Genomic DNA, 24,799 nt, shown 5'->3' on the forward strand with positions numbered 1-24,799 from the left:
AAATGACGTGATGAACCCCACGCATTCCCCTTCCAACTCCGCGCTGGATGCGCGCGCGTCTTCGGAGGCGCTCGACCCAACGTCCGCTCAAGCGCGTGCTCAAGCACAGGCGCCGCGAGAGTCGTCTGCGCCGGCCATTGAGCCGGCCATTGCGCTCGATGAGGCGGCGCTCGCCGCGCTCGCGGCGCGCATCCGGACGTGGGGGCGCGAGCTGGGGTTCGGTGCGATCGGTATCAGCGACACCGACCTTTCCCATGCCGAGGCGGGCCTCGCCGCGTGGCTCGAAGCTGGCTGCCACGGCGAGATGGATTATATGGCCAAACATGGGATGAAACGCGCGCGGCCAGCCGAGCTTGTGGCCGGCACGCGACGCGTGATCACCGCTCGCATGGCCTATTTGCCCATCGATACGCTCGCGCCGAATGCGGTGGGAAAGACGCACGAAAGTGCTTCGCAAGCTGGCCCGGATCGAAGCGAGAGCGCTGGCACCGAAGTTGCCACCGCAGTTGCCACCGCAGTTGCCACTGCAGTTGGCACGAACGTTGCCCACGAGAGCGTTCACGCCGACTGGCGGCTGCGCGAGCACGCGCGTCTGACCGACCCGCACGCCGCCGTCGTGTCGATCTACGCTCGGGGGCGCGACTATCACAAGGTGTTGCGCGCGCGGCTGCAGCAGCTTGCCGAACGCATCGAGGCCGAGATCGGCCAGTTCGGTTTTCGCGTGTTCACCGACTCCGCGCCCGTGCTGGAAGTCGAACTCGCGCAGAAGGCGGGCGTGGGCTGGCGCGGCAAGCACACGCTGCTCCTGCAACGCGACGCGGGCTCGCTCTTCTTTCTCGGCGAGATCTACGTGGACGTGCCGCTCCCCACCGACGCCGACGACCCAGCCAGCGCCGCACCCGAAACGCCGGGCGCGCATTGCGGCAGTTGCACGCGCTGCATCGACGCGTGTCCGACGGGTGCGATCACCGGGCCATATCGCGTCGATGCGCGCCGCTGCATCTCCTATCTGACGATCGAATTGAAGGGCAGCATTCCCCTGGAACTGCGCGAGCTGATCGGCAATCGTGTGTATGGCTGCGACGACTGCCAGCTCGTGTGTCCATGGAACAAGTTCGCGCAGGCCGCGCCTGTCGCGGATTTCGACGTGCGTCATGGGCTCGATCGTGCGAGTCTCGTCGATCTGTTCGCATGGAGCGCGGCGCAGTTCGACGAGCGCATGCAGGGCAGCGCGATACGGCGCATCGGCTATGAAAGCTGGTCGCGCAATATCGCGGTGGCGATGGGCAATGCGCTGCGCGCGACGACGCATGAAGGCGCGGATACCGCCCGCGACGCCGCGCGTGCTGCGATCGTGAAGGCGCTGCGCGAGCGCGAACATGACGCGTCGGCGGTCGTGCGCGAACATGTGCTCTGGGCGCTCGAAGCGGCTTGACGCAAATGAAAACGGCTGAGGCGGACATGGACATCGACATGAAACTGAACGACGGCGCACTGGAAATCGCGCGCCCATCGCGGCACCATGGCGTGCAACGTTCGCGCACGGCTTTGCATGGGATCGGAGTAAGCGCTGAAGCGCTAACTCCGAATCGACAGGAGACGGCGATGTTCAACGCAGTGATCGACGCGCCATTCGGCAAGGTCGGCATCCGCACCGTCGGGCAAGCGCTGCGCGAGATCGTCTATCTGCCGGGGCACACGGCGAGCGTCGAGCCCGATTGCGAACTCGCCGAGCGCGCGGCCGAACAGATCGGGCAGTATTTCGAGAACGCCGACACCGGCTTCGACCTGCCGCTCGCACCGCTTGGCACCGAATTCCAGCGGCGTGTGTGGGACGGCATCTGCGCAATCGAGGCGGGTGAAGTCCTCACCTACGGCGAACTCGCGAAGCGCATTGGCGGGCTCAGCCCGCGCGCCGTGGGCCAGGCGTGCGGCGACAATCCCTTTCCGCTCGTGATTCCGTGTCATCGCGTGGTGTCGGCAAGCGGCCTCGGCGGTTTCGCGCATCACGGCGGCGACGGCTTCTTTCGCGACGTGAAGCGCTGGCTGCTCGCCCACGAATGCACGTCGAACCGATTTCAACTGCGCTGACACGATGACGATGACGACGAATCCGCCGCCGCTTCCCGCAAGCGACGCCGCCGACGAGGCGCAGCAAGCGCTCGACCCCGCAGCGGCCGAGGCGCTTGCCACGAGCCTCACCGCCATCGACACGTTTTGCGACGCTATGTGGCTCGAGCACGGCCTTTCGCGCAATACGCTCGACGCCTACCGGCGCGATCTGCGCCTCTTCGCACAGTGGCTCGCGCGCGAGCGTTCCAACGCGCTCGATACGACCCACGAAGACGATTTGCTCGCCTACAGCGCGCGCCGCAAGGAAGACAAATCCACGTCGGCGAACCGGCGCCTTTCGGTGTTTCGCCGCTACTACGGCTGGGCGCTGCGCGAGCAGCGCGTGCATTCGGACCCGACCGTGCGCATCCGGTCGGCTAAGCAGGCGCCGCGCTTTCCGTCCACGTTGAGCGAGGCGCAGGTCGAGGCGCTGCTAGGCGCCCCGGACGTCGAGACGCCGCTCGGCCTGCGCGATCGCACGATGCTCGAACTGATGTACGCGAGCGGCCTGCGCGTGACCGAACTCGTCACGCTCAAGACCGTCGAGGTGGGCTTGAACGAAGGCGTCGTGCGTGTGCTCGGCAAGGGTTCCAAGGAGCGGCTGATTCCGTTCGGCGAGGAGGCGCACGCGTGGATCGAGCGCTACTTGCGCGAGTCGCGGCCGGCGCTGCTCGGCGCGCGCACGACCGACGCGCTCTTCGTGACCGCGCGCGCCGAAGGCATGACGCGCCAGCAGTTCTGGCACATCATCAAGCGCCACGCGGCGGCAGCGGGCGTGCATGCGCCGCTCTCGCCGCACACGATGCGCCACGCCTTCGCCACGCACCTGCTCAATCACGGCGCGGACCTGCGGGTCGTGCAGCTTTTGCTCGGCCACAGCGACATCTCCACGACGCAGATCTATACGCACGTCGCGCGCGAGCGGCTGCGCCTCTTGCACGCGAAGCATCATCCGCGCGGCTGATCCTGGCACGCGGTGGCGCGCGGCCATTGCGAGTCCTCCGATTACAATGCGCCGATGAGCAAAACGAAACATGTGTCCGAAACGCCCGCCACGCAGATGCTGCGCCGCGCTGGCGTCGAGTTCGGCGAGCATCCCTACGAGTATGTCGAGCATGGCGGCACGGAAGAGTCCGCGCGCCAGCTCGGCGTGGACGAGCATCGAGTCGTCAAGACGCTCGTGATGGAGGACGAGCACGCTAAGCCGCTCATCGTCCTCATGCACGGCGACCGCAAGGTGTCGACGAAGAATCTCGCGCGGCAGATCGGCGCGAAGCGCATCGAGCCGTGCAAGCCCGAAGTCGCGAACCGTCATTCGGGATACCTGGTGGGCGGCACTTCGCCCTTCGGCACAAAGAAGGCCATGCCCGTGTACGTCGAATCGACCATACTCGAGCTCGACGAGATCTGGCTCAACGGAGGCCGTCGCGGCTATCTCGTGAGCCTTGCGCCCAAGGTGCTCACGACGCTCCTGAACGCGAAGCCGGTGCAGTGCGCGAGCGTGGAGTAACGCGCGGGGCTCGCTAAACCGGCTTCCCGCCAGTTCCCGTTGCTTCCCTGATTACCCTGGTTTGTGCGGGGTTGTGCCGTCTGTGCGGGCAGGGCGCGCCCGCGCTTCGGTAGAATGAGCGCCGTCGCGCGTTGCCGGGCGGCCACGGCCCGGCGCGCATCGTTCCACCTCCTCCGGGTTTCGTGCATGTACAACCTGTTCGTCGCCGTTCTTGCCTATCTGATCGGTTCGGTTTCGTTCGCCGTGATCGTGAGCGCCTTCATGGGCCTCGACGATCCGCGCTCCTACGGCTCCGGCAATCCCGGCGCGACCAACGTGCTGCGCAGCGGCAACAAGAAGGCCGCGATCCTCACGCTGATCGGCGACGCGTTCAAGGGCTGGCTGGCCGTCTGGCTCGTCGCGCACTTCGGCCCGAGCTACGGTCTCGGCGACGCCGCCGTCGCGCTCGCCGCGATCGCCGTGTTCCTCGGCCACCTGTATCCGGTGTTCTTCCGCTTCAAGGGCGGCAAGGGCGTCGCAACCGCCGCCGGCGTGCTGCTCGCCGTGAATCCGATCCTCGGCGTCGCGACGCTCGCCACCTGGCTCATCGTCGCGTTCTTCACGCGCTACTCGTCGCTCGCGGCGCTGGCGGCCGCCGTGTTCGCGCCGCTCTACTATGTGTTCATGTTCGGCCCGCGCATCGTCGCGCTCGCCATCCTCGCCATGAGCGTGCTGCTGTTCTGGCGGCATCGCGCGAACATCTCCAAGCTCATCGCGGGTAAGGAAAGCCGCATCGGCGAGAAGAAGGCGGCGGGCGCCGGCAAGTAGTCCATCGACAATCTATTTGTCTGATAATTTCGTTTATCCTCCGCCAATGTCTGGTAAGTAAGCGATTCAAGGCGCATCTTCTGCGGGTGCGCCCTCAAGAACACCGTGTGGTTTGCCGTAAACCCTGATAGTTCCAGATCAGGCATGGCGGCTTTCCTCTTCCTTCCCCACACGGCACTCCCCTCCGATGTTTTCCACTATCCGCGCGCGCATCGTCGCGCTATGCGTTGTCATTGTCGTGACCGCGCTTGCCGCGAATACGGCGCTCAACTATTTCGTCGCTGACTCGCACAACAAGGATTCGATCGACAGCACGCTCACGGCGCTCGAAGAGAGCCACGCGCAAGGCGTTTCCGACTGGGTCGCGACGCACGTGCGGATGATCGACTCGCTGCAGGATGCCGTGCTCGGGCCGGATCCCGTGCCGTCGCTCAAGCAGATCGCGGCGGCGGGCGGCTTCACCAACGTCTACGTGGGCTACGCCGACCGCACGGCGAAGTTTTCCGATCCGACCGGCATCCCGCCCGACTATGACCCGACCGGCCGCCCCTGGTACAAGCAGGCCGTCGCGGCAGGCAAGGCCGTCGTCACGCCGCCTTACGTGGATGTGGGCACGGGCAAGCTCGTGGTGGCGTTCGCCGAGCCCGTGATTCGCGACGGCGTGGTGAAGGGCGTGATTTCCGCCGACGTGGCGATGGACAGCGTGATCGACAACGTCCGCTCGATTCATCCCACACCCGCGAGCTTCGGCATGCTTGTCGACGCGAGCGGTGCGATCGTTGCGCACCCCGACGCGAAGCTCACGCTCAAGCCCGTTTCGGAACTCGCGCCCGAACTGGCCGGCGACCGCCTGAACGCGTTGTTCTCGGCCACCGCACCGCTGAAGGTGGACGTGAACGGCGACGTCAAGCTGATGCGCGCGCAAACGATTCCGGGCACCGACTGGCGCGTGGTCGTCGCTTTCGACCGCGCCGATGCGACGGCGGCGATGCGCTCGCTGCTCACGGCGTCGCTCATCGCGCTCGTGGTGATCGCGGTGGCGGCTGCGGCGATCGTGGCGGGTGCCACGGCCGTGTCGTTCCAGCGCCTTTCGCGCGTGCGCGACGCGATGGATGCGATCAGCGCTGGCGAAGGCGATCTCACGAAGCGCCTGCCCGCCGTGGGCGACGACGAAGTCGCGCAGATCGCGCGTTCGTTCAACGCATTCATGGACAAGCTGCGCGAGGTGATGCGCCACATCCGCGACGCGAGCGAATCGGTGCGCACGGCGAGCGACGAGATCGCGGCGGGCAACGTCGACCTCTCGGGGCGCACCGAGTCGGCGGCGGCGAGCCTCGAAGAGACGGCGGCATCGATGGAGGAAATCACGGCGACGGTCGCGCAGTCGGCGAACGCGGCGCAGCAGGCCGACGTGACGGCGGCCACGGCTTCGCAGGCGGCCTCGCGCGGCGGCTCGGTGATCGGCGACGTGGTGACCACGATGGGCGACATCGAGAAGGCGTCCGTGAAGATCGCGGACATCATCGGCGTGATCGACGGCATCGCCTTTCAGACGAACATTCTCGCGCTGAATGCGGCGGTCGAAGCGGCGCGGGCGGGCGAGGAAGGCCGCGGTTTCGCGGTGGTGGCGGGCGAGGTGCGCAGCCTCGCGCAGCGCAGCGCGCAGGCGGCGCGCGAGATCAAGGGGCTGATCGAATCGACCGTTTCCAGCGTGACTTCGGGCTCGCAACTCGTGCGCCGCGCGGGCTCGACGATGGATGAGATCGTCGCGAATGTCTCGAACGTGACGACGATCATCTCCGAGGTCACCAACGCGGCCAGCGAGCAGACGCGCGGCATCCGGGAAGTGAACCGGGCGGTGAGCCAGCTCGACGAGATGGTTCAGCAGAACGCGGCGCTCGTCGAACAGTCGACGGCGGCCGCGGCGGCGCTGCGCGGCCAGGCGGCAAGTCTCGCGGATGCGGTCGGTCAGTTCAGGCTTGATTGAGGCGGCCGAGCGCAATGAGCGGCGCTGCGGCGCCGTTCTTTTTACCTTGACATGCAACCATACGGTTGCATAATTAACGCATGAACGACGATGCCGTATTCCGTGCGCTGGCGGACGCGAGCCGCCGTCAGCTCCTCGATCGCCTCCACGTGCAAAACGGGCAGACGCTGACCGATTTATGCCAGGGGCTGGCCATGTCGCGCCAGGCGGTCACGAAGCATCTCGCGGTGCTGGAGGAGGCGAATCTCGTCGCGACGCAGCGCCATGGACGCGAGAAGCGCCATTTCATCAATCCGGTGCCCATCGGCGAGATAGCGGCCCGGTGGATCGGCAAGTTCGAGCACGAGCGCGTGGGCGCGCTCGTCGACCTCAAACGCTCACTCGAAGGAGACAATCATGAGTAGCGAAAAGCACGCGCAAGTCAGTGCCGCTGGCGACTCGACGTTCGTCTACGTCACGTTCATCCGCACGACGCCGCAAGCGTTGTGGACGGCGCTCACGAGCCGCGAGTTCACCGAGCGCTACTGGTTCGGCATGCATCACGAATGCGACTGGCAAACGGGCTCGCCGTGGTCGTTGCGCTTTGCCGACGGCCGTATCGCCGACTCGGGCGCCATAGTCGAGTCCGATCCGCCGCGCCGGTTGGTGCTGCGCTGGCGCAACATGTTCGTCTCCGAACTCCATGCCGAGGGCGATTCGCACTGCACGATCGACATCGAGCCCGTCGAGCACGCGGTCAAGCTCACGATTACGCACAGCATGGCGCGGCCGGGATCGGTCTTCATCGAGAAGGTGTCGGGCGGATGGCCGCGCATCCTCTCGAATCTCAAGACACTGCTGGAAACCGGCGAGGTGCTCATGCCGCTCGTGGTGACGGCGGACTGAGCGCGAGAAAAGACGAAGGGCGTGTGTGAAACGAAAACGGGGTGGCCAAAGCCGCCCCGCAATGCACAGGACTTGCCGCTTTAATCCGCTTTAATCGCGGAAGTTGTTGAAGTCGAGCGGCGTATCGGTCACGTCCTTGCGCAGCATGGCGATCACGCTTTGCAGGTCGTCGCGCTTGGTGCCAGTCACGCGCACGGCGTCGCCCTGGATGCTGGCCTGGACCTTGATCTTGCTGTCCTTCACAAGCTTGACGATCTTCTTCGCGAGATCGCCCGACACACCCTTCTTTACGGTGATGACCTGCTTGACCTTGTCGCCGCCGATCTTCTCGATCTTGCCGTAGTCGAGGAAGCGGACGTCCACATTGCGCTTGGCCATTTTCGAGACCAGCACGTCTTTCACCTGGCCGAGCTTGAAATCGTCGTCGGCGAACGCGGTCAGCTCGCGCTCTTTTTGCTCGACGCGCGAATCCGAGCCCTTGAAGTCGAAGCGCGTGGAGATCTCCTTGTTGGATTGCTCCACGGCGTTCTTTACTTCGATCATGTTGGCTTCGCTGACGACGTCAAACGATGGCATTGCTTTCTCCAAAAAGTACGAGCTGCACGGCAGTGCAGATCGCTATGCAAACGCTGTGCAAACTGCGCGCCCGCGGCCCGCTGCCGCATTTTCAGGCAGCGGTTCGCGCACTCGCTATAATCACGGACCGACGCCATTCTACCGGCGCCGTTGCGTTTGCCCAAGGCGGCTTGCCGCCGCCCGCTGGCGAGATCCGCGGTCATGCGCGGTGCAAAGGTGTCCGCCGGCGGCCCATCCGGCTTTTTTCCGTCTGCTGTCCGTGTTCAGTTCTTCCCCAATGTCTGCCGTCCAAACGCCCGTCGCTACGTCTTCCGTGTGGTTCGCCGCTGGTTTTGCGCTGCGCGCGCACAACACGTTCGGCTTTGACGTGCGTGCCCGCTACGCGTGCCGGATCGAAAGCGAGGCCGATCTCGCCGCCGCCGTGCGCGATCCGCGCGCCCAGGGCTTGCGCACGCTCGTGCTGGGCGGTGGCAGCAACGTCGTGCTCACGCGCGACTTCGACGGACTCGTGCTGCTCATGGCGCTGGCCGGCAAGCGCGTGGCCCACGAAGACAGCCATGCCTGGTACGTGGAAGCGGCCGCGGGCGAGAACTGGCACGATTTTGTGTCCTGGACACTCGAAGCGGGCATGCCGGGCCTCGAGAATCTGGCGCTGATTCCGGGCACGGTGGGCGCGGCGCCCATTCAGAACATCGGCGCCTACGGGCTCGAGATGGCCGAGCGCTGCGTCTCGGTGCGAGCCATCGAGATGGCGACGGGACAAGCCGTGGAGTTCGACGCGGCTGCCTGCCGTTTCGGCTATCGCGACAGCTTCTTCAAGCGCGAAGGGCGCGACCGCTTCGTCATTACTTCGGTCACGTTCCGTCTGCCGAAGGTGTGGCAGGCCAACGCGGGCTATGCTGATCTCGCGCGCGAGCTGGCGCAGCACCGCGCCGGCGAGGCGCCGCATGCTCGCGCCGTGTTCGACGCCGTGGTAGCGGTGCGGCGCGCAAAGCTGCCTGACCCGCTCGCACTCGGCAATGCGGGTAGTTTCTTCAAGAATCCTGTAATCGAAGCACAGCAGTTCGACACGCTCGTCGTGCGCGAACCGCACATCGTTTCGTATCAGCAGGCCGACGGGCGCGTAAAGCTCGCGGCTGGATGGATGATCGACCGGTGCGGATGGAAGGGCCGTACGCTGCGAGCGGCGGCGGTGCACGAGCGTCAGGCGCTCGTGCTCGTCAATCGCGGCGGCGCGACCGGCGCGGACATTCTCGAACTCGCAGAGGCGATCCAGCGAGACGTGCTCGCGCGCTTCGGCGTGGAGCTAGAGCAGGAACCCATCAGCCTGTAAGGCAAAATCGAGACCTCTCAGGCGCCGCTTCGCCGCGCCTGCATCACCCTCAAACCACCTTGTCCTGGGCCGCGAATACCGGCCCCTGCACGAAGCGCACGTCGTACTGCTGCAACTGCTCGAACTGCGCTGCATCGGTCACGCGGTTGAAAATGAGCGGAATGCGCAGCCGCGCCGCATAGCTCACGAGCGGCTTGACCATCGAATCGCGCAGCGCGGACGCCGCATCCATCTTCACGAAGTCTGGCCGCGGCGTGTCCGACACCGAAAGAATCTGCCCGGCATTGGGCAGATTGCCCGCCACCTTGAACCCGTACCGCTGATAGCTCTTCGTGAGATAGCCGAGGAACGTGCGGTGCGCCACCGCCGCCGCCGGCAGTTCGATCACGATGCGCCCGGGATTGAGCCCGAACGACACCAGCACGTTCGAGAAGTGCCGCCCATGGTCGTACTTCACGCTCTTCAGAAGCCGCTCGTGCACACGCAGAAAGAGCAGCCCGTGCTGCTGGCCACCCAGAAAATTGATGGCGTGCAGCGCGCGCACCATCCGGTCGACCGCGACGAGGTCGGGATCGTCGAGCGTGTCGCTGAATGCATCGCAGGCCGCTAGCTGGCCGTTCTGCTCGCGCAGCGTGACCGCCTGATAGCCGAGTTCGTCGCCAAAGCGCGAGGCCATCGCGAGATCCGCGGTGAGCGACTGCGCCCCGCTGTGCACGCTGATGTCGTAAATCGGTTCATAGGCGCTCAATAGCTCCACGCCGCGCCGCCGCGCCACGGCCTCCTTGGCGTGCGCGCCAGTGCCCATCGCCAGGTGCTCGCCGAGAAACGGATGATCGGCGGCGCGGGCAACGAGCTCGGGAATGGTGGGAGCGATCATGGTGATGTAGCGGGGGAGCGGAAGAAAAACGCGAGCCCGACACGGGGTCGCATGACTCGATGGTAGCAGCCCGCAGCCGCGCCGGATGGACTGTTTGGTCATAACGTTATCGGCCGTTCGCCCACGTTCTGGAGGCCGCCGGTTGCTCGCCAGGGTTTACGCTTAATTTCACTAAACGTAATTCGTTTTACCATCCGTAAATCGCGTGACCCGATGTCACGGCCCGAGAACGTGGAGAGACAGCAATGAACGCACCCTTGCGGCACCCAACCGAAGTCCAGCACGGCTACATGAGCGGCTTCGCCAACGAATTCGCGACCGAGGCGCTGGCGGGCGCGCTGCCCGAAGGCCAGAACTCGCCGCAGCGCTGCGCCTATGGTCTGTATGCCGAGCAGCTCTCGGGCACCGCGTTCACCGCGCCGCGCTCGCACAACCGCCGCACGTGGTTCTACCGGATCCGTCCGGGCGCCGTGCATCAGCCGTTTGCGCCGGTCACGGCGCGCCACACCATGAACGGCGCGCCCCGCCTCGTCGCCGACTTCGGCGAGGTGCCGCCCACGCCGCCCAACCAGTTGCGCTGGGATGCGCTGCCCATGCCCACGGAGCCCACGGATTTCATCGACGGCTGGGTGACGATGTCGGGCAACGGCTCGGCGGCCTCGATGAGCGGCTGCGCAATCCACCTGTACGCGGCGAACCGGCCGATGGTCGACCGCTTTTTCTACAACACCGACGGCGAACTGCTGATCGTCCCGCAGCAAGGGCGCCTTGCCATCCGCACGGAGATGGGCCGCCTCGACGTCGAGCCCTTCGAGATCGTCGTGATCCCGCGCGGCGTGCGTTTCACGGTGGATTTGCCTGATGGCGAAGCGCGCGGCTATATCTGCGAGAACTTTGGCGCGCTCTTGCGTCTGCCGGATCTCGGCGTGATCGGCTCGAATGGGCTCGCGAATCCGCGGGACTTCCTCACGCCGGTCGCCGCGTATGAAGACCGCGAAGGCGAGTTCGAACTCGTCACGAAACTCAATGGCCAACTCTGGCGTGCCGATATCGGCCACTCGCCGCTCGACGTGGTGGCGTGGCATGGCAACTACGCGCCCTACAAGTACGACCTGCGCCGCTTCAACACCATCGGGTCGATCAGCTACGACCACCCGGACCCGTCGATCTTCCTCGTGCTGCACGCGCCCACCGACACGCCGGGCGTCGACTCGATCGACTTCGTGATCTTCCCGCCGCGCTGGCTCGCGGCTGAGAACACGTTCCGTCCGCCCTGGTATCACCGCAACGTGGCGAGCGAGTTCATGGGCCTCGTGCACGGCGTGTACGACGCCAAGGCCGAAGGTTTCGTGCCAGGCGGTGCGAGCTTGCACAACTGCATGTCGGGTCATGGCCCGGATGCCGAGACCTTCGAAAAAGCCTCGAACGCCGACACGACGAAGCCGCACAAGGTCGGCGACACGATGGCCTTCATGTTCGAAACCCGCACGCTGATCCGCCCGACGCGCTATGCGCTCGAAACGAGCCAGCTGCAGGCGCATTACTACGAGTGCTGGCAAGGCCTCACGAAACACTTCAATCCGGAGCAGCAGTCAACTACCTCATCCTGAAGGGTGGAGCTTGAGGCGGTAAATCAAGCTCGGGTTGACCAGACCCAGCGCCGCAAGGCGCTACGTTGCGCAGAAGACAGCAGACCCACCGCCGGATGCTTCACCCAGTCTGGCGCTCTGGAAGGGATGGTTGCAGACAAGCGACCGGGTAAGCACGAAACGGATCGTCCCCGTCAGCTTCATCGCTGACACCTGCTGCGCAACATCGTCGAGGGGAGACTTCCCGCAAGGGAAGCGTCACAAGGCCCGTAAGGGCACCGCTTTTACAAGGAGCCGCCGTGCCTGTATTTGTGCTGGATCGAAGGGGCAAACCGCTGATGCCGTGCACCGAAAAGCGCGCGACTCTGTTGCTCGCCCGTGGCCGCGCGCGCGTGCATCGTGTCATGCCTTTCGTGATCAGGCTCACCGACCGCAACGCCGACGCCTGCTCGTTCCAGCCGCTGCGCGTCAAGCTCGATCCCGGTAGCAAGGTCACCGGCGTTGCGCTCGTGCGCGAGGCGGATGATGGCATTGCGGTGCTCAACCTCTTCGAACTGGTCCATCGTGGCCGCCAGATCAGCGAGGCGCTGTCAGCGCGGCGGGCATTTCGTCGACGTCGTCGAGGCGCCAACCTCCGCTACCGCGCGCCCCGCTTTCTCAACCGCAGCAAATCCGACGGCTGGCTTGCGCCAAGCCTGATGCATCGGGTGCATACCACGATGGCGTGGGTGAACCGTATCCGCCGCTGGGCGCCGGTCGCAGCGCTCTCGTCGGAACTGGTCCGCTTCGACATGCAGGCGCTTGAGAGGCCGGAGATCTCGGGCATCGGCTATCAGCAGGGCACGCTCGCGGGCTACGAAGTCCGTGAGTATCTTCTCGAGAAGTGGAACCGTACCTGCATCTACTGTGACGCCACGGACCGCCCGCTGCAGATCGAGCACCTCACGGCCAGAGCGCGCAATGGCAGCAACCGCATCGGCAATTTGGGGCTCGCCTGTGGCGACTGCAACCAGGAGAAGGGCGCGCTCGATGTGCGCGAGTACGTCAAGGATCCGAAGCGTCTCGCTCGCATCCTCGCCACGGCGTCGCGTCCGTTGAAAGACGCAGCAGCCGTCAATGTGACACGCTGGGCGCTCGCCAATGCACTGCGGGCCACCGGCTTGCCACTCGAACTCGCATCAGGCGCGCGCACAAAATTCAACCGGGTCACGCACGATATTCCGAAGACCCATGCCCTCGATGCGGTGTGTGCAGGCCGGGTCAAAGCAGTCCGCGACTGGCAGCGCCCGTCGCTGACAATTAAGGCCACAGGACGCGGCAGCTACCAGCGCACGCGCCTCACGCGCTACGGCTTCCCTCGCGGATATCTCATGCGGCAAAAGCAGGTGCAGGGGTTCCAGACCGGCGACCACGTGCGCGCCGACGTGCCGCACGGCAAGAAAGCTGGCGTGCATACCGGTCGCGTTGCGGTTCGCGCCACTGGCTCGTTCAACATCCAGACAGCCACCGCTGTCGTTCAGGGCATCAGCCATCGCCACTGCACGCTCATTCAGCGTAGCGACGGCTATGCGTTCTCGCTTCAACCCAAGGATAGCTTCCGACAAGGAGACGCGGGCGATGGGCGTGCTGCGCACGCCGCGCTATCCCTCCCCGGCATGAATGCCGGGTTTTCTCGCGCAATCTGATGAACAGCACCATGACGGACGAACTCAAGGCCACGCTCGACCCCAAGCGCAAGAGCTGGGTCGAGCGCGCGAACGACGCGCAGTGCGATTTCCCGATCCAGAACCTGCCGTTCGGCGTGTTCAGCAACGCGGGCAATGCCAATGCGCGCGTGGGCGTGGCGATCGGCGACCTCGTCGCCGACCTCGCGGTGCTGCACGAAACCGGGCTGCTGCGTTTGCCCGCGAGCGCGCAACAGGACGTGTTTGCCCGTCCCGCGCTGAACGACTTCATCGCGCTTGGCCGCGATACGTGGCGCAGCGTGCGCGTGCAGCTATCGTCGCTCTTCGCGCTTGACACGGCCACGCTGCGCGACGACGCCGCGTTGCGCGAGCGCGCCTTCGTGAAGCTCGCCGACGCGAAGCTGCATCTGCCCGTGCAGATTCCCGGCTACACCGACTTCTACTCGTCGAAGGAACACGCGACGAACGTCGGCTCGATGTTTCGCGATCCGAAGAATGCGCTCTTGCCGAACTGGTCCGAGATGCCGATCGGCTATAACGGCCGCGCTTCGTCGGTGGTGGTCAGCGGCACGCCGGTGCGCCGCCCGAACGGCCAGTTGAAGCTGCCCGATCAGGAGCGTCCGGTGTTCGGCGCGTGCCGCAAGCTCGATATCGAGCTGGAAACGGGCTTCATCATCGGGCGCGGCAATGCGCTCGGCGAGCCGATCGCGTGCGAAAACGCCGAGGACCACATCTTCGGCATGGTGCTGCTCAACGACTGGAGCGCGCGCGACATTCAGCAATGGGAATACGTGCCGCTCGGGCCGTTCAACGCGAAGACCTTCGCTTCCACGATTTCGCCGTGGATCGTCACGCTCGATGCACTGGAGCCGTTCCGCGTCGCGCAGCCGGTGCAGGAGCCGCAGCCGCTCGAATACCTGCGTCACGCAGGCGACCATGCGTTCGATATTTCGCTCGAAGTGCTGATGCGTCCCGACGGCGCTCAAGAAGCCACGACCATCGCGCGCACGAATTTCCGCCACATGTACTGGTCGATGGCGCAGCAGCTCGCGCATCACACCGTGGCGGGCTGCAACACGCGCGTGGGCGACCTGATGGGTTCGGGCACGATCTCGGGCCCGACGCCCGACTCGTTCGGCAGCCTGCTCGAACTCACGTGGAACGCGAAGAACCCGCTCGAACTGAAGAGCGGCGGCACGCGCGGCTTCATCGAAGACGGCGACGAACTCACGCTCGCGGGCTGGTGTCAGGGCGATGGCTATCGCGTGGGCTTTGGCGCGTGCGTTGGGAAGATCCTGCCGGCGTTGAAGTAACGGCGCGTGAGTCTGAAGATCTGAAAAGCAAAACGGCCGATGCGCTTCGAAAGCGCATCGGCCGTTTTTTCGTTTGTGCTCGCGCTAGGCACGCGCTTGCGCGAGCCCTCGCGAACGTTCCCAACGCAGCGCGCCGAGAAACACCAGCGCGCCCGCGAACAGCACCCACAGCATCGCGTCGCGGCCCGCGTGCTCCATCAGCGCGCCCGTGATGATCGGGCCGCCAAAGCTCGCCGCGCTCCACGCAGCGCTCACGAGCGCGCTCGCGGAAACGAGTGCGACGCCCTGGAAACGCTCGCCGCACGCAACGATAGCAAGCGTGTAAATGGAGCCCGCCGCCGCGCCCAGCACGAAGAGGAGCGGCCAGCGCAGCCAGGGCGTATCGACGACGAAGGGCAAGAGCGGCAGCAGCACCGCGACGATCACGCCCATGAGCGCGTGCACGCGCTCGCGCCCGAGCCGGTCGGCGAGCCAGCCGATGGGGAACTGCATGATCGTGTCGCCGAGCAGCACGACCGAGGCGAACAGCACGGCCACCTGGCTGTCGATGCCGTGACCCATCGCGAGAAGCGGCAACAGCGATAGCGCGAGCGTGTCGAACAGCGCGAAAAAGCCCGTGGCGATGATGAGCGCGGGCATTTTCGGCATCACGTGACGCCAGCTACCGTGCGGCTCGTGCATGTCGGTTTGCTGCGGACTCGAGCGGATCGCCGCGAGCATCGGCAGCGCGATCAGAAAGAGCGCGCCGCAGATGGCGAAGCGCCATGCCGTGTACCCGGCGATCTGGCTCACGAGCACGGGCCCCGACATCTGGAACAGCGTGAACGTGGTCGCGTAGATGCCCACCACGCGGCCGCGGTTCGAGTCGTCGGCGAGTTCGTTGACCCAGGCTTCGCCGATCGTGAAGAGCAGCATGAGCGCCGCGCCGCAAAGCATGCGCAGGATGGCCCAGAGCCACAGGTCGGCGCTTGCCTGCATCAGCGCGGTTGCGACGGCCACGGTCAGCACCGCGCCGACAATCACCTGGCGCGAGCCGAAGCGGGTGGAGATCCATGGCGTGAACGGCACGACGGCGAGGCCGCCCAGCGCCTGGGCGGCCGTGAGCAGGCCGACGATGGCGGTGCCGTAGCCGGCGTCGGTGAGGGCGAGGGCGGTGAGCGGGAGTGTCGCGCCGGAGCCTAAGCCAACCACGGCCACGCTCAGGATCAGGGCGAGAAAGTCGCGGGTGAGGACGGTTTTCATCGGGCGAGATGCTACTACGTGCGTGTGTATCACGCGGCGCAGTTGTGCCTCACATTGAGCATGCGCGCCTCAACGCGACGCACGTTCGCGCAGGCGCGCATCAACAAAGCATCACGCGCAGGAAGTCGGACCCGAAACCGCCACACGGCGGCGCGTGCGCCGGTCGATCTGCGCCGAAACCAGCGTGAGCGCGAGCGCCGCGAACGCGGTGGCCACGCCCACCCACGGCAGCGCCGTGAGCGGCGCGCCCGCACTGATCGCCACGCCCCCAATCCAGGCGCCACCCGCGTTGCCGAGATTGAACGCGCCCTGGTTGAGCGTGGAGGCGAGGTTGGGCGCGTCGCTCGCGCGGTTGACGATCAGCATCTGCAGCGGCGGCACGATCGCGAACGCGAGAATGCCCCACACGAAGATCGTCGCCATGGCCGCGATCGTGTCGTGCATGGTCAGCGAGAACACGGCGAGCACCACGGCGATCATCGCGAGGAACGTGAGCAGCGAGCGCATGAGCTTCCAGTCGGCGAGCTTGCCGCCCAGCGTGCTGCCTACCGTGAGCCCGAGGCCGAACAACAGCAGCACGAACGTGACTTCATGCGGCGAGAAACCCGTCACGTCTTCGAGAATCGGCGTGATGTAGGTGAACACCGCGAAGAGGCTGGCCGAGGCCAGCACGCTCATGCCGAGCACCATGAGCACCTGCGGATTCTTCAGCACGCCGAATTCATGCACGAGGCTCGCCTTCTGCATTTCGATCTTCGCGGGCAGGCACACCTGCAGCGCCGCCGCCGCGAGAATGCCGATGGCCGTCACGGCCCAGAACGTCGTGCGCCAGCCGGCGATCTGGCCGAGCGCCGTGCCGAGCGGCACGCCCAGCACATTGGCGAGCGTCAAGCCGGTGAACATCAGCGCGATGGCCTGCGCGCGGCGGTTCGGCGCGACGAGTCCGGCCGCGACCACCGAGCCGATGCCGAAGAACGCGCCGTGACAAAACGCGGTGACGATGCGCGCGGCCATCAGGATCGAGTAGTTCGGGGCCAGCGCACACAACAGGTTGCCGACGATGAAGATGCCGATCAAGCGCATGAGCGCCTGCTTGCGCGGCACATTGGCAACGGCGATGGCGACGATGGGCGCGCCGATCGTCACGCCGAGCGCGTAGGCCGAGACGAGCATGCCCGCCGCCGGGATCGAGACGCTCAGGTCGCGCGCGACGTCGGGCAGCAGGCCCATGATGACGAATTCGGTGGTACCGATACCAAAGGCGGCAACGGCAAGGGCGAGCAGAGGCAGGGGCATGGCGTGGGGTCGGCGCAGATCGGCGACGGGCCTGAGCACGAAGCCGTTTTATTTAAGTCAACGCCGAATTGTACTGAAACCTGCCACAACGCATACGGCACGCTTTTCAACGCTGCTGGGAAAACAACAGGTTGGCTGTCCGACCTCGGTCACCGTTCCTTCATATTTCTTGACGATTTCTACAGGTTACGTGCATGGTGCAACGCGCCCGCGCGCCGCACGATAACTACACGATCCGACGAGCCAAACCGTTCCCCATCCGGCCCGCCCGCCGGAGGGCGCAGCCCTCGCGTCGTCCGTCCCGCGCATGACGGAAACGAACATGCGCAACCTTCCTGGAGCGATGACATGAACACGATGAACAAGGTACGCATCGCGGTGGCCGCAGCGGCTGCCCTCTTCGCAGGTAGCGCGCTGGCGCAGTCGCAGAGCGACGACCAGACACAACAGGCCGCAACGCCGCCGGCTGCGCAGGACGTGGGCGGCTCGCCGATGTCGACAGGCGCCTCGGGCGCGCCGATGGCGCTCACGCACGCGCAGGTCTATCAGGACCTGGTGCGCTCCGAGCAATCAGGCCAGCAGAAGGCGCTGAGCGAAGGGCTCTATCACGGGAACTGAGACAGACAAGGCTGACCAGCCTGCCAGGACGGCGACGCGACGCGCTTTCGCGACTTGTACCAACCGCTTAGCGTGTCGGGCCGCCGCCAATATGCTTTTCGATGAGCCGCATGCGCCCCGTCGGGCGCCAGGGTGCGAACCATGGATTCGTGCGCAACTCGCATAGCCGCGAACTGCGCTCGGCCAGTGCCGTTTCGAGCCAGCGGAACATTTCATCGGGCTGCGCGAGGCGCGCGTAGGCCTCGGCGATGAGTAGCGGCGAGGTGTACCGGACCCGCCGCCGCGCGAGCAGATCTTCCAGATACCAGCGCAGCACCGCGTCATAGCCGCCCGTTTCAAAGCGCGTGCGAATGGTCGCCGCGCGCGTTTGCTGGTTGCAGCGCTCGAGCGCCTCCACGGTGGCGTCCACGGCCTGCGCATACAGCTTCTTCACTTCGAACGCGGTAGCGAGCAACTGATACACGAGCGGCGGATGGTCCATGTGCCCCGGCGCGAGATATTCGCTCACGACTTCCGCATGCCTGCCCGACATCACCATGCCGAACGCGCGCGACCCCTGGAACGCCAGCGGATCGATGCGCTCCGCGCGCTCCATCGCGGCGTCGCCTTCCGCGCGGCGCCCCGCCGCCACGAGCATGCGCGCATAGAGCCGATGTGCCTCCGGGTAGCTCGGATTGCGCCGTAGCGCATCCCTGAAGCCGGCCTCGGCCTGGTCCCAGTCCCAGTCGTAGAAGTAGCGCACGGCCGCGAGCGCGTGATGCGCCTCAGGCAGGTCCGGGTCGAGTTCGAGCGCGCTTTCGGCAAGCGAGCGCGCGACCGGCCAGCCATCATCGGGTGCAATGAAGCCGTGCACCACCGTCGATCCGTAGTAGTTCGAAAGGCCGGTATAGCCGAGCGCGTAGCTCGGGTCGTGCTCGAGCGCGGACTCGAAGTAGGTTCGGCAGCGCACGAAGTCTTCGCCATCGATGCCGTGATGCGCGCAAAAGCCCGCTTCGAAATGCACGCGGCGATACCAGAAGAAACGCCCGCGCACATAGGCGTCGTGCGCGGCGGGATCGACGGGCAGGCGACGCTCGAGGCGCCTGCGCTGCTGCTCGGAAAGCGTCGACGCCAGATTTTCGGCGAGCGCCGCGACCGCTTCCTTCATGATGTCTAGCGCGCCTTGGGCGGCGCTCTCGTGCGCGCGGCTCCAGATCTGCGCTTCGTCGGCGCAGCGGATGAGACGCGTGAGTATGCGCGTTTGCTGCCCCGCGCGCGTGAGCGAGCCTTCGAGCACGTAGTCGAGCTTCAGTTCGCGCGCGATCTCGCCGATGCTCTTTTGCGTCGCGCGGTAACGCGCCGCCGTGGTGCGCGCGATCGTGAGCAGACGGTCCGGATTGAGTGCGCCGAGCGTGACCGAGATCTCGTCGGCGAGCTGGCAGCACAGGCTCTCCTGGCTCGCGTCGCCCGTGTGGTTGGTGAACGGCAGCACCAGCATGCGTACGGCGGGCGGCGCGAGTTCGCTCTCGCGCGGCGCGTGCGAGTCGCGCGCGGCGGCGGACGCGCCGTTGATCTCGGACGACTCGGGCAGGATGCCGTCGAACCGGTAGCCCTTGCCCTTCACCGTGATGAGGTGACGCGGACTGGCCGGGTCATCGGCGAGCGCGATGCGGATCTTGCGGATCGCCGTGTTCAGGCCGTTGTCCGTATCGCGAAAGGGGCTCCCGGCCCACAGCCGGTCGACGATGTCCGCGCGCGAGAGCAACTCGCCCCGGCGCGAGGTAAGCAGGATCAGAAGATCCATCGGCAACCGCTCCAGGCGGACCTCCGCACCTTCTCGGCGTAACTGGTATCGCTCGACGTCGAGCTCGAAGTCCGCGAAGCGGATGATTCGATCCGTCGGCATGAGATCGCTCCCGTGATGCGGCCTCAGGGAAGGGGACGCCAGGGCTGTTCGTCTGAAGATTGCCGTTAGACGCAGACGTGCTCAGCGTCATTACAAATGGCGGCAGGGACAGGGGCGGGGGCAGCGGCGCGGATGAATTTCAATGTAGCGGGTTGCGGGCGCGCCTTCAAGACTCAAGCGCTGGCCATTTACGCCTGAATCGCCTGCCGTGAGGTTCGCGTGCGATTATCGATCAACGGTCTACGGTTCGAGCGGTTCGCCATGACGGCCTGCGCCGGCCGCGAAGCGCGCCGCAAGCGCGAGCCCTTCGTCGAGCACCGCGCGATAGCCAAGTGCACCTTCGCGGCGCAACGCCTCGGCCAAATCGGGCAGCATGCTGTGTTCGAGTGCGGAGCGGCGATCCGCGAGCAACGCGGCTTGCGGAAGCGCTGCCAGTTGCGCAGCGAGTTGCGCGGCGGCTTCGCGCGCGGCGCCTTTCGCGACTACGCGATTGGCGAGGCCGAACGCGAGGGCTTCCTGCGCATCGACGGCGCGCCCCGTGAGGATCAGATCGAGCGCGCGCGAAAGACCGATCAAGCGAGGCAGACGCACGGTGCCGCCATCGATGAGCGGCACGCCCACGCGGCGGCAGAACACGCCGAGCACGGCGTCTTCTTCGACCACGCGCAGGTCGCAGAGCAGGGCGAGTTCGAGCCCGCCGGCAACGGCGTATCCTGAGACAGCGGCAATCACGGGCTTGCTGAACGACATGCGCGTGGGGCCGAGGGGGCCTGGGCCGCTGCCGTCCGCGTGGATTTCGTTGCGGCGTTGGGGGTCGGCGAGCGCGGTGAGGTCTGCGCCCGCGCAGAACGTGCCGCCTGCGCCGTACAGCACGCCCGCAAGCCATGCGGGATTCTCTTCGAAGCGTGTGAAAGCGGCAGCGAGTGCATTCGCTACGGGCCGGTCGATGGCATTGCGCTGCGCAGGGCGGTCAAGCACAAGAATTGCTACGCGCTCTTGCGCTTCGATGCGCACGTGTTCGCCGAAGGTTTCGATGGTCATGTGCTGCTCCTCGATGCGCCCCGCATTCGTCATAAAAATTTCATGGTCCATCCGTAGCTTAGGCCGGCTTTAATTGCCCGAACCACGTTCTCCCCCGCACGCATGCAATCGACGTCCATGTCCAGCATCACCTCCGTTTCGGATTCCTCGCCATATCCCGCTTGTGGACTCTTCTGGACCGTCCCGTTGCCCGACCACGAGGCGTACGACCATGTGCGCTTCAAGCGCGTCTTCACGACCGACGGCACGCGCCATGTCGTCGTGATCGTGGATCTGCACAAGCTGCTTGTCTGCGCCGACCGCGACGACACTGACTATGTGCTCAAGCCCGTCGACGACTGGCATAGCGGCAAGGTGCGCGGCATTCGCGAGTTTCTCGATCCGGACAACGAGCGCGTACCGCAGATGCCCTACGTGACGATCAGCAAACGCCGTGTGGCGGGGCTCGCGGGTTGGTTAGGTCTTTCGCACGAGGGCGTGGTGGCGTTTCGCAACGGCCAGCATCGCGCACGCTACCTCGCGTGGGCGGGGGCATCGTGGCTACCCGTGGAAGTGCACGAGCGCGAAGCGGCATTGCTGCGCGAACTGTGCGGCGCGGGCGACCTGGGCCTGCTGGTTCCGGTCGACGGCAATTCGCCCCGGCTCTGATGCGACGTTGCGCGCGAATGGCGTGTTCACAAACAGCGCATTCGCAAGCGGCAAGTTCTCAAACACATGTTCTCGAACAATAGGGCGCGCGCCTCACGCGCGCCCGATACGTGCTCACGCCACGCTCAGCGGCCGGGCAGGGGCGCCCGGGGAACTGGCCGGTAGTGACGTTGTAGCCGTCGCGAGCGATGCGCTGTGCGCGTGCTCGAAGTGCTCGACCGTGTAGTCGACGAAGCGGCGCGTCTTCGCGGGCAGATACTGGCGGCTCGGATAGACGATGGACATGCGCGAGTCCGGGTCGTCGATATCGTAGTCGGGCAACAGGCGCCGCAATGTGCCCGCGGTGAAGTCGTCGGCGACGAGCGGCGCGGGCACGATCGCCACGCCCATGCCGGCCAGCGCCGCGAGCCGCACCATCAGCATGTTGTTGACGGCATAGCCGGGCTGCAGCGTGACCTGTTGGGCCCGCTCGCCGGGCTTCGCGAATTGCCACGTCGCGCTGCGCTCCTCGGGAGGCAGCGCGACCGCCACGCACTGCGCGAGCTGGTCGGGCGTATGCGGCTCGCCGTGCTCGGCGAGCCACGCGGGAGCCGCGCAAGGCACGAACGACGTGGTGCCGAGCGCGCGCTCCACACACTCGCCGTTGCGTGCGGGCGTGGCGCCGACAATGCCCACATCGAAACCATCTTCCACGAGATCCACGGGCCGCTCGGCGAGCGTGAGGCGCACGTTCACGCGCGGATACAGACGCCGATAGCCGTCGATGAGCGGCGTGAGCGTGGCGAGCGAGAGCGCGCCCGCGGCCACCACGCGCAGCGTGCCGCTCGGCTCGCTTTCCGTGTGCGCGAGCGAGCGCTCGAGATGATCGAGTTCTTCGAGCACGCAACGACAGCCCTCGAGATAACGCAGGCCTGCCTCGGTGAGCGCGAGATTGCGCGTGGTGCGGTTGATGAGGCGTGTATTCAGGTGCGCCTCGAGCATCGCGACGGAGCGCGTGACGAGCGCATTGGAGACGTCGAGCTGCTGCGCGGCGCGACGAAAGCTCTCGGTTTCCGCAACCCTGACAAAGACGCGCATGGCGTGTATCTGGTTCATGTGTAGCCTCGTATGCTCAATGCATGGACCGGTTGAAGGCACTGCGACTGCTGGCGAAGCTGAGGAAGGAAGCAGTGTGCCGTGTTGTTCTGGTCAATGTGGCTCGAATGGACGACTGCGGAAGCTAACAAAAATAATATTGACAGTCGGTGAGAATTACAATATCTATCTCAACACACGTCAGCATTTCGAAGCGGTAAAAGATTCAATACTCAAATGGCATGTATTGAATGAGGAATGTGTTGTGCGCTTTTGTCACTATCGAATATTTGTGCATTGCGGATAACGTGTTTGCGCAATTCATGCAGGCGGCGGCTATCTATTGTGGAGTCTGTCAGATGCATGGCGGATCAGCCTTTGCCCGCGGAAAATTGTGAGTCATTGCGCGCTGTGAATTCATCGTAATTCACAAACCGGAAATGCGCGCACATTGATTCTTTTGCTGTGTGAAAGAATTGTTGCACATGGGGTAAATAACGACGCACGCCGGTTTTACATGTTATTTAATGTTTATTGCCGCTCAATTTCGAGCATGCTTTCGGGCTCACTAAAACGTAAATCGGCAGACCAGACATGATCGTCGAATTGCTGAAGTCGCAACCCGAGATTGCCCTGTTCGTGAGCCTCGCGCTCGGTTATCTGATTGGTTCCATCCGCTTCGGGCCGATCTCCCTCGGGGGCGTGTGCGGCACGCTGATCGTCGCGCTCGTGCTCGGGCAAACCGGCGCGCGCATCTCGCCCGACCTCAAGAACATCGCCTTTGCACTGTTCATCTTCGCGCTCGGCTTCACGGGCGGTCCGCAGTTTTTCGCGAACGTTGGGCGCGGCTGGCGCTACGGTCTTCTCTCGATCGTCGAGATCGTCTCGGTCATGGCGCTCATCATGATCGCCGTCGTGGTGATGAAGCTCGATGCAGGCACTGCGGCAGGCCTGCTCGCGGGTGCCGCGACCGAATCGGCCGTGATCGGCACGGCAAGCGAAGCGATCACGCGGCTCGGCCTGACCGACGCCCAGGTGAGCACACTGCAGGCGCACATCGTGACCGCGTACAGCGTGAGCTACCTCTTTGGCCTCATCACCATCGTGCTCTTCACGAGCCAGATTGCGCCGCTCATCCTGCGCGTGAATCTGCGCGAAGAGGCCGCGCGCCTGTATCGCAAGCTCGGCGGCGACGGTGCGCTCGACGAAGGGCAGCGGCTCGCGCTGCCGCCGCTCGTTGGCCGCGCGTTCAAGGTGGGGCCTGCGGCCGGCGCCGCAGTCGCGGCTTTCGAGGCGCGCTTTGGCAACAACGTCACGATCGAGCACGTGCTGCGCGACGGACGCCAGATCGACGCCAACGCGCAGACCGTGCTGCAGGCGGGTGACATCGTGCTAATCGCCGGGCGCCGCGAAGCTGTGATCGACGCCGCAAGCAGTCTGGGCGAAGAGCTGCCGGGCGAGGGCCTGTTCAAGGTGCTCGCGAAACGCGTGGACGTGATGATCACGCAGCGCGACGTCAACGGCCTCACGCTCGCGCAAATGCGCGAGCGCGCCTCGCCGGAAGCGGGCCGCGGCATTTACGTCGGCGCGATCACGCGGCAAGACACCACCGTGCCCGCCTTGCCCGGCACGGTCGTGCATCGCGGCGACGTGCTCACGCTGGTCGGCACGCCCACCGACGTGGCGCGCGGCGCGAAGCGTCTTGGCTACGTGATCCAGCACACCCAGAAAACCGACTTCGTCTATCTCGGCCTGGGTGTCCTGGTCGGCATGATGATCGGGCGCTTCGGCGTGAACGTGGGCGGCGTCACGCTCGTGCTCGGTACGGGCGGCGGGTGCCTGCTCTCGGGCCTCTTCTTCGGCTGGCTGCGTTCCCATTTCCCTGTGGTGGGCTCGCTGCCCTCGGCCGCCGCGCAGGTGCTCAAGGACTTTGGCCTTGCCACCTTCATCGCGGCCGTGGGGCTCTCCGCCGGCCCCGACGCCATCAAGCTCGTGCGCGAGTACGGTCTCGCGCTGCCGCTCGCCGGCATCCTGATGGTGCTGATTCCCGGGCTCCTCTCACTCTGGATCGGGCACATGTTCCTCAAGCTCGAAGCGCCGATGCTGCTCGGCGCGATTGCAGGGCAGCAGTGCAGCACACCGGCGATCAGTGCGCTCGTCGGCGTAGCCGGCAACTCGACTCCCGTGATCGGCTACACGATCACTTATGCGCTGTCCAACATCCTCTTGCCGCTCATGGGCCCTGTGGTGGTGGGGCTCGCGGCGAAATTCGGTTGACCAGTTTGGCTGGCGTTTTTTGCTGGATCTGGCCGGCGGTGATT

The 24,799-nt window shown here is 65.5% G+C and carries 22 protein-coding genes; 15 read left to right on the top strand and 7 right to left on the bottom strand.

Annotated features, from left to right (window positions below):
• Positions 1-10 precede the first annotated feature (10 nt).
• The 8 genes from queG to L0U83_RS02555 all read left to right on the top strand — a co-directional run bounded on the left by queG (position 11) and on the right by L0U83_RS02555 (position 7,301).
• Positions 11-1,435 (top strand): tRNA epoxyqueuosine(34) reductase QueG, encoded by a 1,425-nt coding sequence (gene queG, locus L0U83_RS02520; RefSeq protein ID WP_233883641.1) that lies wholly within the window; start codon positions 11-13, stop codon positions 1,433-1,435.
• A 170-nt stretch (positions 1,436-1,605) separates the two neighbouring features.
• Positions 1,606-2,091 carry a methylated-DNA--[protein]-cysteine S-methyltransferase gene (locus tag L0U83_RS02525; RefSeq protein ID WP_233880197.1) on the top strand — a complete coding sequence of 162 codons (486 nt, stop codon included), beginning with the start codon at positions 1,606-1,608 and terminating at the stop codon, positions 2,089-2,091.
• A gap of 10 nt (positions 2,092-2,101) precedes the next feature.
• On the top strand, positions 2,102-3,076 hold the full coding sequence (xerD, locus tag L0U83_RS02530) for a site-specific tyrosine recombinase XerD (protein ID WP_373321041.1): 975 nt from the start codon (positions 2,102-2,104) through the stop codon (positions 3,074-3,076).
• A 54-nt stretch (positions 3,077-3,130) separates the two neighbouring features.
• Positions 3,131-3,622: a Cys-tRNA(Pro) deacylase gene (gene ybaK / locus L0U83_RS02535; RefSeq protein WP_233880204.1), complete on the top strand. Its 492-nt coding sequence runs from the start codon at positions 3,131-3,133 to the stop codon at positions 3,620-3,622.
• A gap of 186 nt (positions 3,623-3,808) precedes the next feature.
• Positions 3,809-4,429: a glycerol-3-phosphate 1-O-acyltransferase PlsY gene (plsY, locus tag L0U83_RS02540; RefSeq protein ID WP_233880209.1), complete on the top strand. Its 621-nt coding sequence runs from the start codon at positions 3,809-3,811 to the stop codon at positions 4,427-4,429.
• A 187-nt stretch (positions 4,430-4,616) separates the two neighbouring features.
• Positions 4,617-6,416 (top strand): methyl-accepting chemotaxis protein, encoded by a 1,800-nt coding sequence (locus L0U83_RS02545; RefSeq protein ID WP_233880211.1) that lies wholly within the window; start codon positions 4,617-4,619, stop codon positions 6,414-6,416.
• Between the two features lie 80 nt (positions 6,417-6,496).
• Positions 6,497-6,820 carry an ArsR/SmtB family transcription factor gene (locus L0U83_RS02550; RefSeq protein WP_233880213.1) on the top strand — a complete coding sequence of 108 codons (324 nt, stop codon included), beginning with the start codon at positions 6,497-6,499 and terminating at the stop codon, positions 6,818-6,820.
• Positions 6,813-7,301: an SRPBCC family protein gene (locus tag L0U83_RS02555; RefSeq protein WP_233880215.1), complete on the top strand. Its 489-nt coding sequence runs from the start codon at positions 6,813-6,815 to the stop codon at positions 7,299-7,301. The genes L0U83_RS02550 and L0U83_RS02555 overlap by 8 nt, the downstream gene beginning before the upstream one ends.
• A 90-nt stretch (positions 7,302-7,391) precedes the next feature.
• Here L0U83_RS02555 and L0U83_RS02560 read toward each other — a convergent pair whose 3' ends face one another.
• Complete coding sequence (locus L0U83_RS02560) at positions 7,392-7,877, bottom strand: YajQ family cyclic di-GMP-binding protein (RefSeq protein WP_028202058.1); 486 nt, start codon at positions 7,875-7,877, stop codon at positions 7,392-7,394.
• A 277-nt stretch (positions 7,878-8,154) separates the two neighbouring features.
• Between L0U83_RS02560 and murB the strand changes: the two genes are divergently transcribed.
• Positions 8,155-9,210, top strand: coding sequence for a UDP-N-acetylmuramate dehydrogenase (gene murB, locus L0U83_RS02565; RefSeq protein WP_233880217.1), 1,056 nt, complete (start codon positions 8,155-8,157; stop codon positions 9,208-9,210).
• 49 nt (positions 9,211-9,259) lie between these two features.
• On the opposite strand, the gene L0U83_RS02570 is transcribed toward murB, so the two are convergent.
• Positions 9,260-10,087 (bottom strand): EAL domain-containing protein, encoded by an 828-nt coding sequence (locus L0U83_RS02570; protein ID WP_233880219.1) that lies wholly within the window; start codon positions 10,085-10,087, stop codon positions 9,260-9,262.
• 245 nt (positions 10,088-10,332) lie between these two features.
• Here L0U83_RS02570 and hmgA point away from each other — a divergent pair, with 245 nt between their 5' ends.
• The 3 genes from hmgA (at position 10,333) to fahA (ending at position 14,674) form a co-directional block, all read left to right on the top strand.
• Complete coding sequence (gene hmgA, locus L0U83_RS02575; protein WP_233880221.1) at positions 10,333-11,697, top strand: homogentisate 1,2-dioxygenase; 1,365 nt, start codon at positions 10,333-10,335, stop codon at positions 11,695-11,697.
• A gap of 278 nt (positions 11,698-11,975) precedes the next feature.
• The gene (iscB, locus tag L0U83_RS02580) at positions 11,976-13,361 is read left to right on the top strand and encodes an RNA-guided endonuclease IscB (RefSeq protein ID WP_233880223.1); all 1,386 of its coding nucleotides are present in this window, start codon (positions 11,976-11,978) and stop codon (positions 13,359-13,361) included.
• An 11-nt stretch (positions 13,362-13,372) separates the two neighbouring features.
• On the top strand, positions 13,373-14,674 hold the full coding sequence (gene fahA, locus L0U83_RS02585) for a fumarylacetoacetase (RefSeq protein WP_373320960.1): 1,302 nt from the start codon (positions 13,373-13,375) through the stop codon (positions 14,672-14,674).
• 84 nt (positions 14,675-14,758) lie between these two features.
• Here the strand turns inward: fahA and L0U83_RS02590 are convergent, their stop codons facing one another.
• Positions 14,759-15,916, bottom strand: a complete 1,158-nt coding sequence (locus L0U83_RS02590) for an MFS transporter (RefSeq protein WP_233880227.1) — start codon at positions 15,914-15,916, stop codon at positions 14,759-14,761.
• 111 nt (positions 15,917-16,027) lie between these two features.
• Positions 16,028-17,212 carry an MFS transporter gene (locus L0U83_RS02595; RefSeq protein ID WP_233880229.1) on the bottom strand — a complete coding sequence of 395 codons (1,185 nt, stop codon included), beginning with the start codon at positions 17,210-17,212 and terminating at the stop codon, positions 16,028-16,030.
• 348 nt (positions 17,213-17,560) lie between these two features.
• Here L0U83_RS02595 and L0U83_RS02600 point away from each other — a divergent pair, with 348 nt between their 5' ends.
• Entirely contained in the window at positions 17,561-17,830 is a 270-nt protein-coding gene (locus L0U83_RS02600) for a hypothetical protein (RefSeq protein WP_233880231.1), read from the top strand.
• 67 nt (positions 17,831-17,897) lie between these two features.
• Here the strand turns inward: L0U83_RS02600 and L0U83_RS02605 are convergent, their stop codons facing one another.
• Positions 17,898-19,715 carry a winged helix-turn-helix domain-containing protein gene (locus L0U83_RS02605; protein ID WP_233880233.1) on the bottom strand — a complete coding sequence of 606 codons (1,818 nt, stop codon included), beginning with the start codon at positions 19,713-19,715 and terminating at the stop codon, positions 17,898-17,900.
• A gap of 240 nt (positions 19,716-19,955) precedes the next feature.
• Positions 19,956-20,756 (bottom strand): crotonase/enoyl-CoA hydratase family protein, encoded by an 801-nt coding sequence (locus L0U83_RS02610; RefSeq protein WP_233880235.1) that lies wholly within the window; start codon positions 20,754-20,756, stop codon positions 19,956-19,958.
• A 117-nt stretch (positions 20,757-20,873) separates the two neighbouring features.
• Between L0U83_RS02610 and L0U83_RS02615 the strand changes: the two genes are divergently transcribed.
• Positions 20,874-21,404 (top strand): plasmid fertility inhibition factor family protein, encoded by a 531-nt coding sequence (locus L0U83_RS02615; protein WP_233880237.1) that lies wholly within the window; start codon positions 20,874-20,876, stop codon positions 21,402-21,404.
• Between the two features lie 114 nt (positions 21,405-21,518).
• Here L0U83_RS02615 and L0U83_RS02620 read toward each other — a convergent pair whose 3' ends face one another.
• Positions 21,519-22,499 (bottom strand): LysR family transcriptional regulator, encoded by a 981-nt coding sequence (locus L0U83_RS02620; protein ID WP_233880239.1) that lies wholly within the window; start codon positions 22,497-22,499, stop codon positions 21,519-21,521.
• A gap of 573 nt (positions 22,500-23,072) precedes the next feature.
• Between L0U83_RS02620 and aspT the strand changes: the two genes are divergently transcribed.
• Entirely contained in the window at positions 23,073-24,755 is a 1,683-nt protein-coding gene (aspT, locus tag L0U83_RS02625; protein ID WP_233880240.1) for an aspartate-alanine antiporter, read from the top strand.
• Positions 24,756-24,799 lie beyond the last annotated feature (44 nt).

It is taken from the genome of Paraburkholderia flagellata, assembly GCF_021390645.1.
Taxonomy (GTDB): Bacteria; Pseudomonadota; Gammaproteobacteria; order Burkholderiales; family Burkholderiaceae; genus Paraburkholderia; species Paraburkholderia flagellata.

What these genes read in the sequence shown, in the direction of transcription:
- L0U83_RS02555 (WP_233880215.1), top strand. Translation starts at nt 6,813, where the DNA reads ATGAGTAGCGAAAAGCACGCGCAAGTCAGTGCCGCTGGCGACTCGACG.
- xerD (WP_373321041.1), top strand. Translation starts at nt 2,102, where the DNA reads ATGACGACGAATCCGCCGCCGCTTCCCGCAAGCGACGCCGCCGACGAG.
- L0U83_RS02600 (WP_233880231.1), top strand. Translation starts at nt 17,561, where the DNA reads ATGAACACGATGAACAAGGTACGCATCGCGGTGGCCGCAGCGGCTGCC.
- L0U83_RS02525 (WP_233880197.1), top strand. Translation starts at nt 1,606, where the DNA reads ATGTTCAACGCAGTGATCGACGCGCCATTCGGCAAGGTCGGCATCCGC.
- fahA (WP_373320960.1), top strand. Translation starts at nt 13,373, where the DNA reads ATGACGGACGAACTCAAGGCCACGCTCGACCCCAAGCGCAAGAGCTGG.
- plsY (WP_233880209.1), top strand. Translation starts at nt 3,809, where the DNA reads ATGTACAACCTGTTCGTCGCCGTTCTTGCCTATCTGATCGGTTCGGTT.
- L0U83_RS02605 (WP_233880233.1), bottom strand. Translation starts at nt 19,715, where the DNA reads ATGCCGACGGATCGAATCATCCGCTTCGCGGACTTCGAGCTCGACGTC.
- hmgA (WP_233880221.1), top strand. Translation starts at nt 10,333, where the DNA reads ATGAACGCACCCTTGCGGCACCCAACCGAAGTCCAGCACGGCTACATG.
- aspT (WP_233880240.1), top strand. Translation starts at nt 23,073, where the DNA reads ATGATCGTCGAATTGCTGAAGTCGCAACCCGAGATTGCCCTGTTCGTG.
- L0U83_RS02570 (WP_233880219.1), bottom strand. Translation starts at nt 10,087, where the DNA reads ATGATCGCTCCCACCATTCCCGAGCTCGTTGCCCGCGCCGCCGATCAT.
- L0U83_RS02620 (WP_233880239.1), bottom strand. Translation starts at nt 22,499, where the DNA reads ATGAACCAGATACACGCCATGCGCGTCTTTGTCAGGGTTGCGGAAACC.
- L0U83_RS02595 (WP_233880229.1), bottom strand. Translation starts at nt 17,212, where the DNA reads ATGCCCCTGCCTCTGCTCGCCCTTGCCGTTGCCGCCTTTGGTATCGGT.
- L0U83_RS02545 (WP_233880211.1), top strand. Translation starts at nt 4,617, where the DNA reads ATGTTTTCCACTATCCGCGCGCGCATCGTCGCGCTATGCGTTGTCATT.
- L0U83_RS02550 (WP_233880213.1), top strand. Translation starts at nt 6,497, where the DNA reads ATGAACGACGATGCCGTATTCCGTGCGCTGGCGGACGCGAGCCGCCGT.
- L0U83_RS02615 (WP_233880237.1), top strand. Translation starts at nt 20,874, where the DNA reads ATGTCCAGCATCACCTCCGTTTCGGATTCCTCGCCATATCCCGCTTGT.
- queG (WP_233883641.1), top strand. Translation starts at nt 11, where the DNA reads ATGAACCCCACGCATTCCCCTTCCAACTCCGCGCTGGATGCGCGCGCG.
- L0U83_RS02590 (WP_233880227.1), bottom strand. Translation starts at nt 15,916, where the DNA reads ATGAAAACCGTCCTCACCCGCGACTTTCTCGCCCTGATCCTGAGCGTG.
- L0U83_RS02560 (WP_028202058.1), bottom strand. Translation starts at nt 7,877, where the DNA reads ATGCCATCGTTTGACGTCGTCAGCGAAGCCAACATGATCGAAGTAAAG.
- murB (WP_233880217.1), top strand. Translation starts at nt 8,155, where the DNA reads ATGTCTGCCGTCCAAACGCCCGTCGCTACGTCTTCCGTGTGGTTCGCC.
- L0U83_RS02610 (WP_233880235.1), bottom strand. Translation starts at nt 20,756, where the DNA reads ATGACCATCGAAACCTTCGGCGAACACGTGCGCATCGAAGCGCAAGAG.
- ybaK (WP_233880204.1), top strand. Translation starts at nt 3,131, where the DNA reads ATGAGCAAAACGAAACATGTGTCCGAAACGCCCGCCACGCAGATGCTG.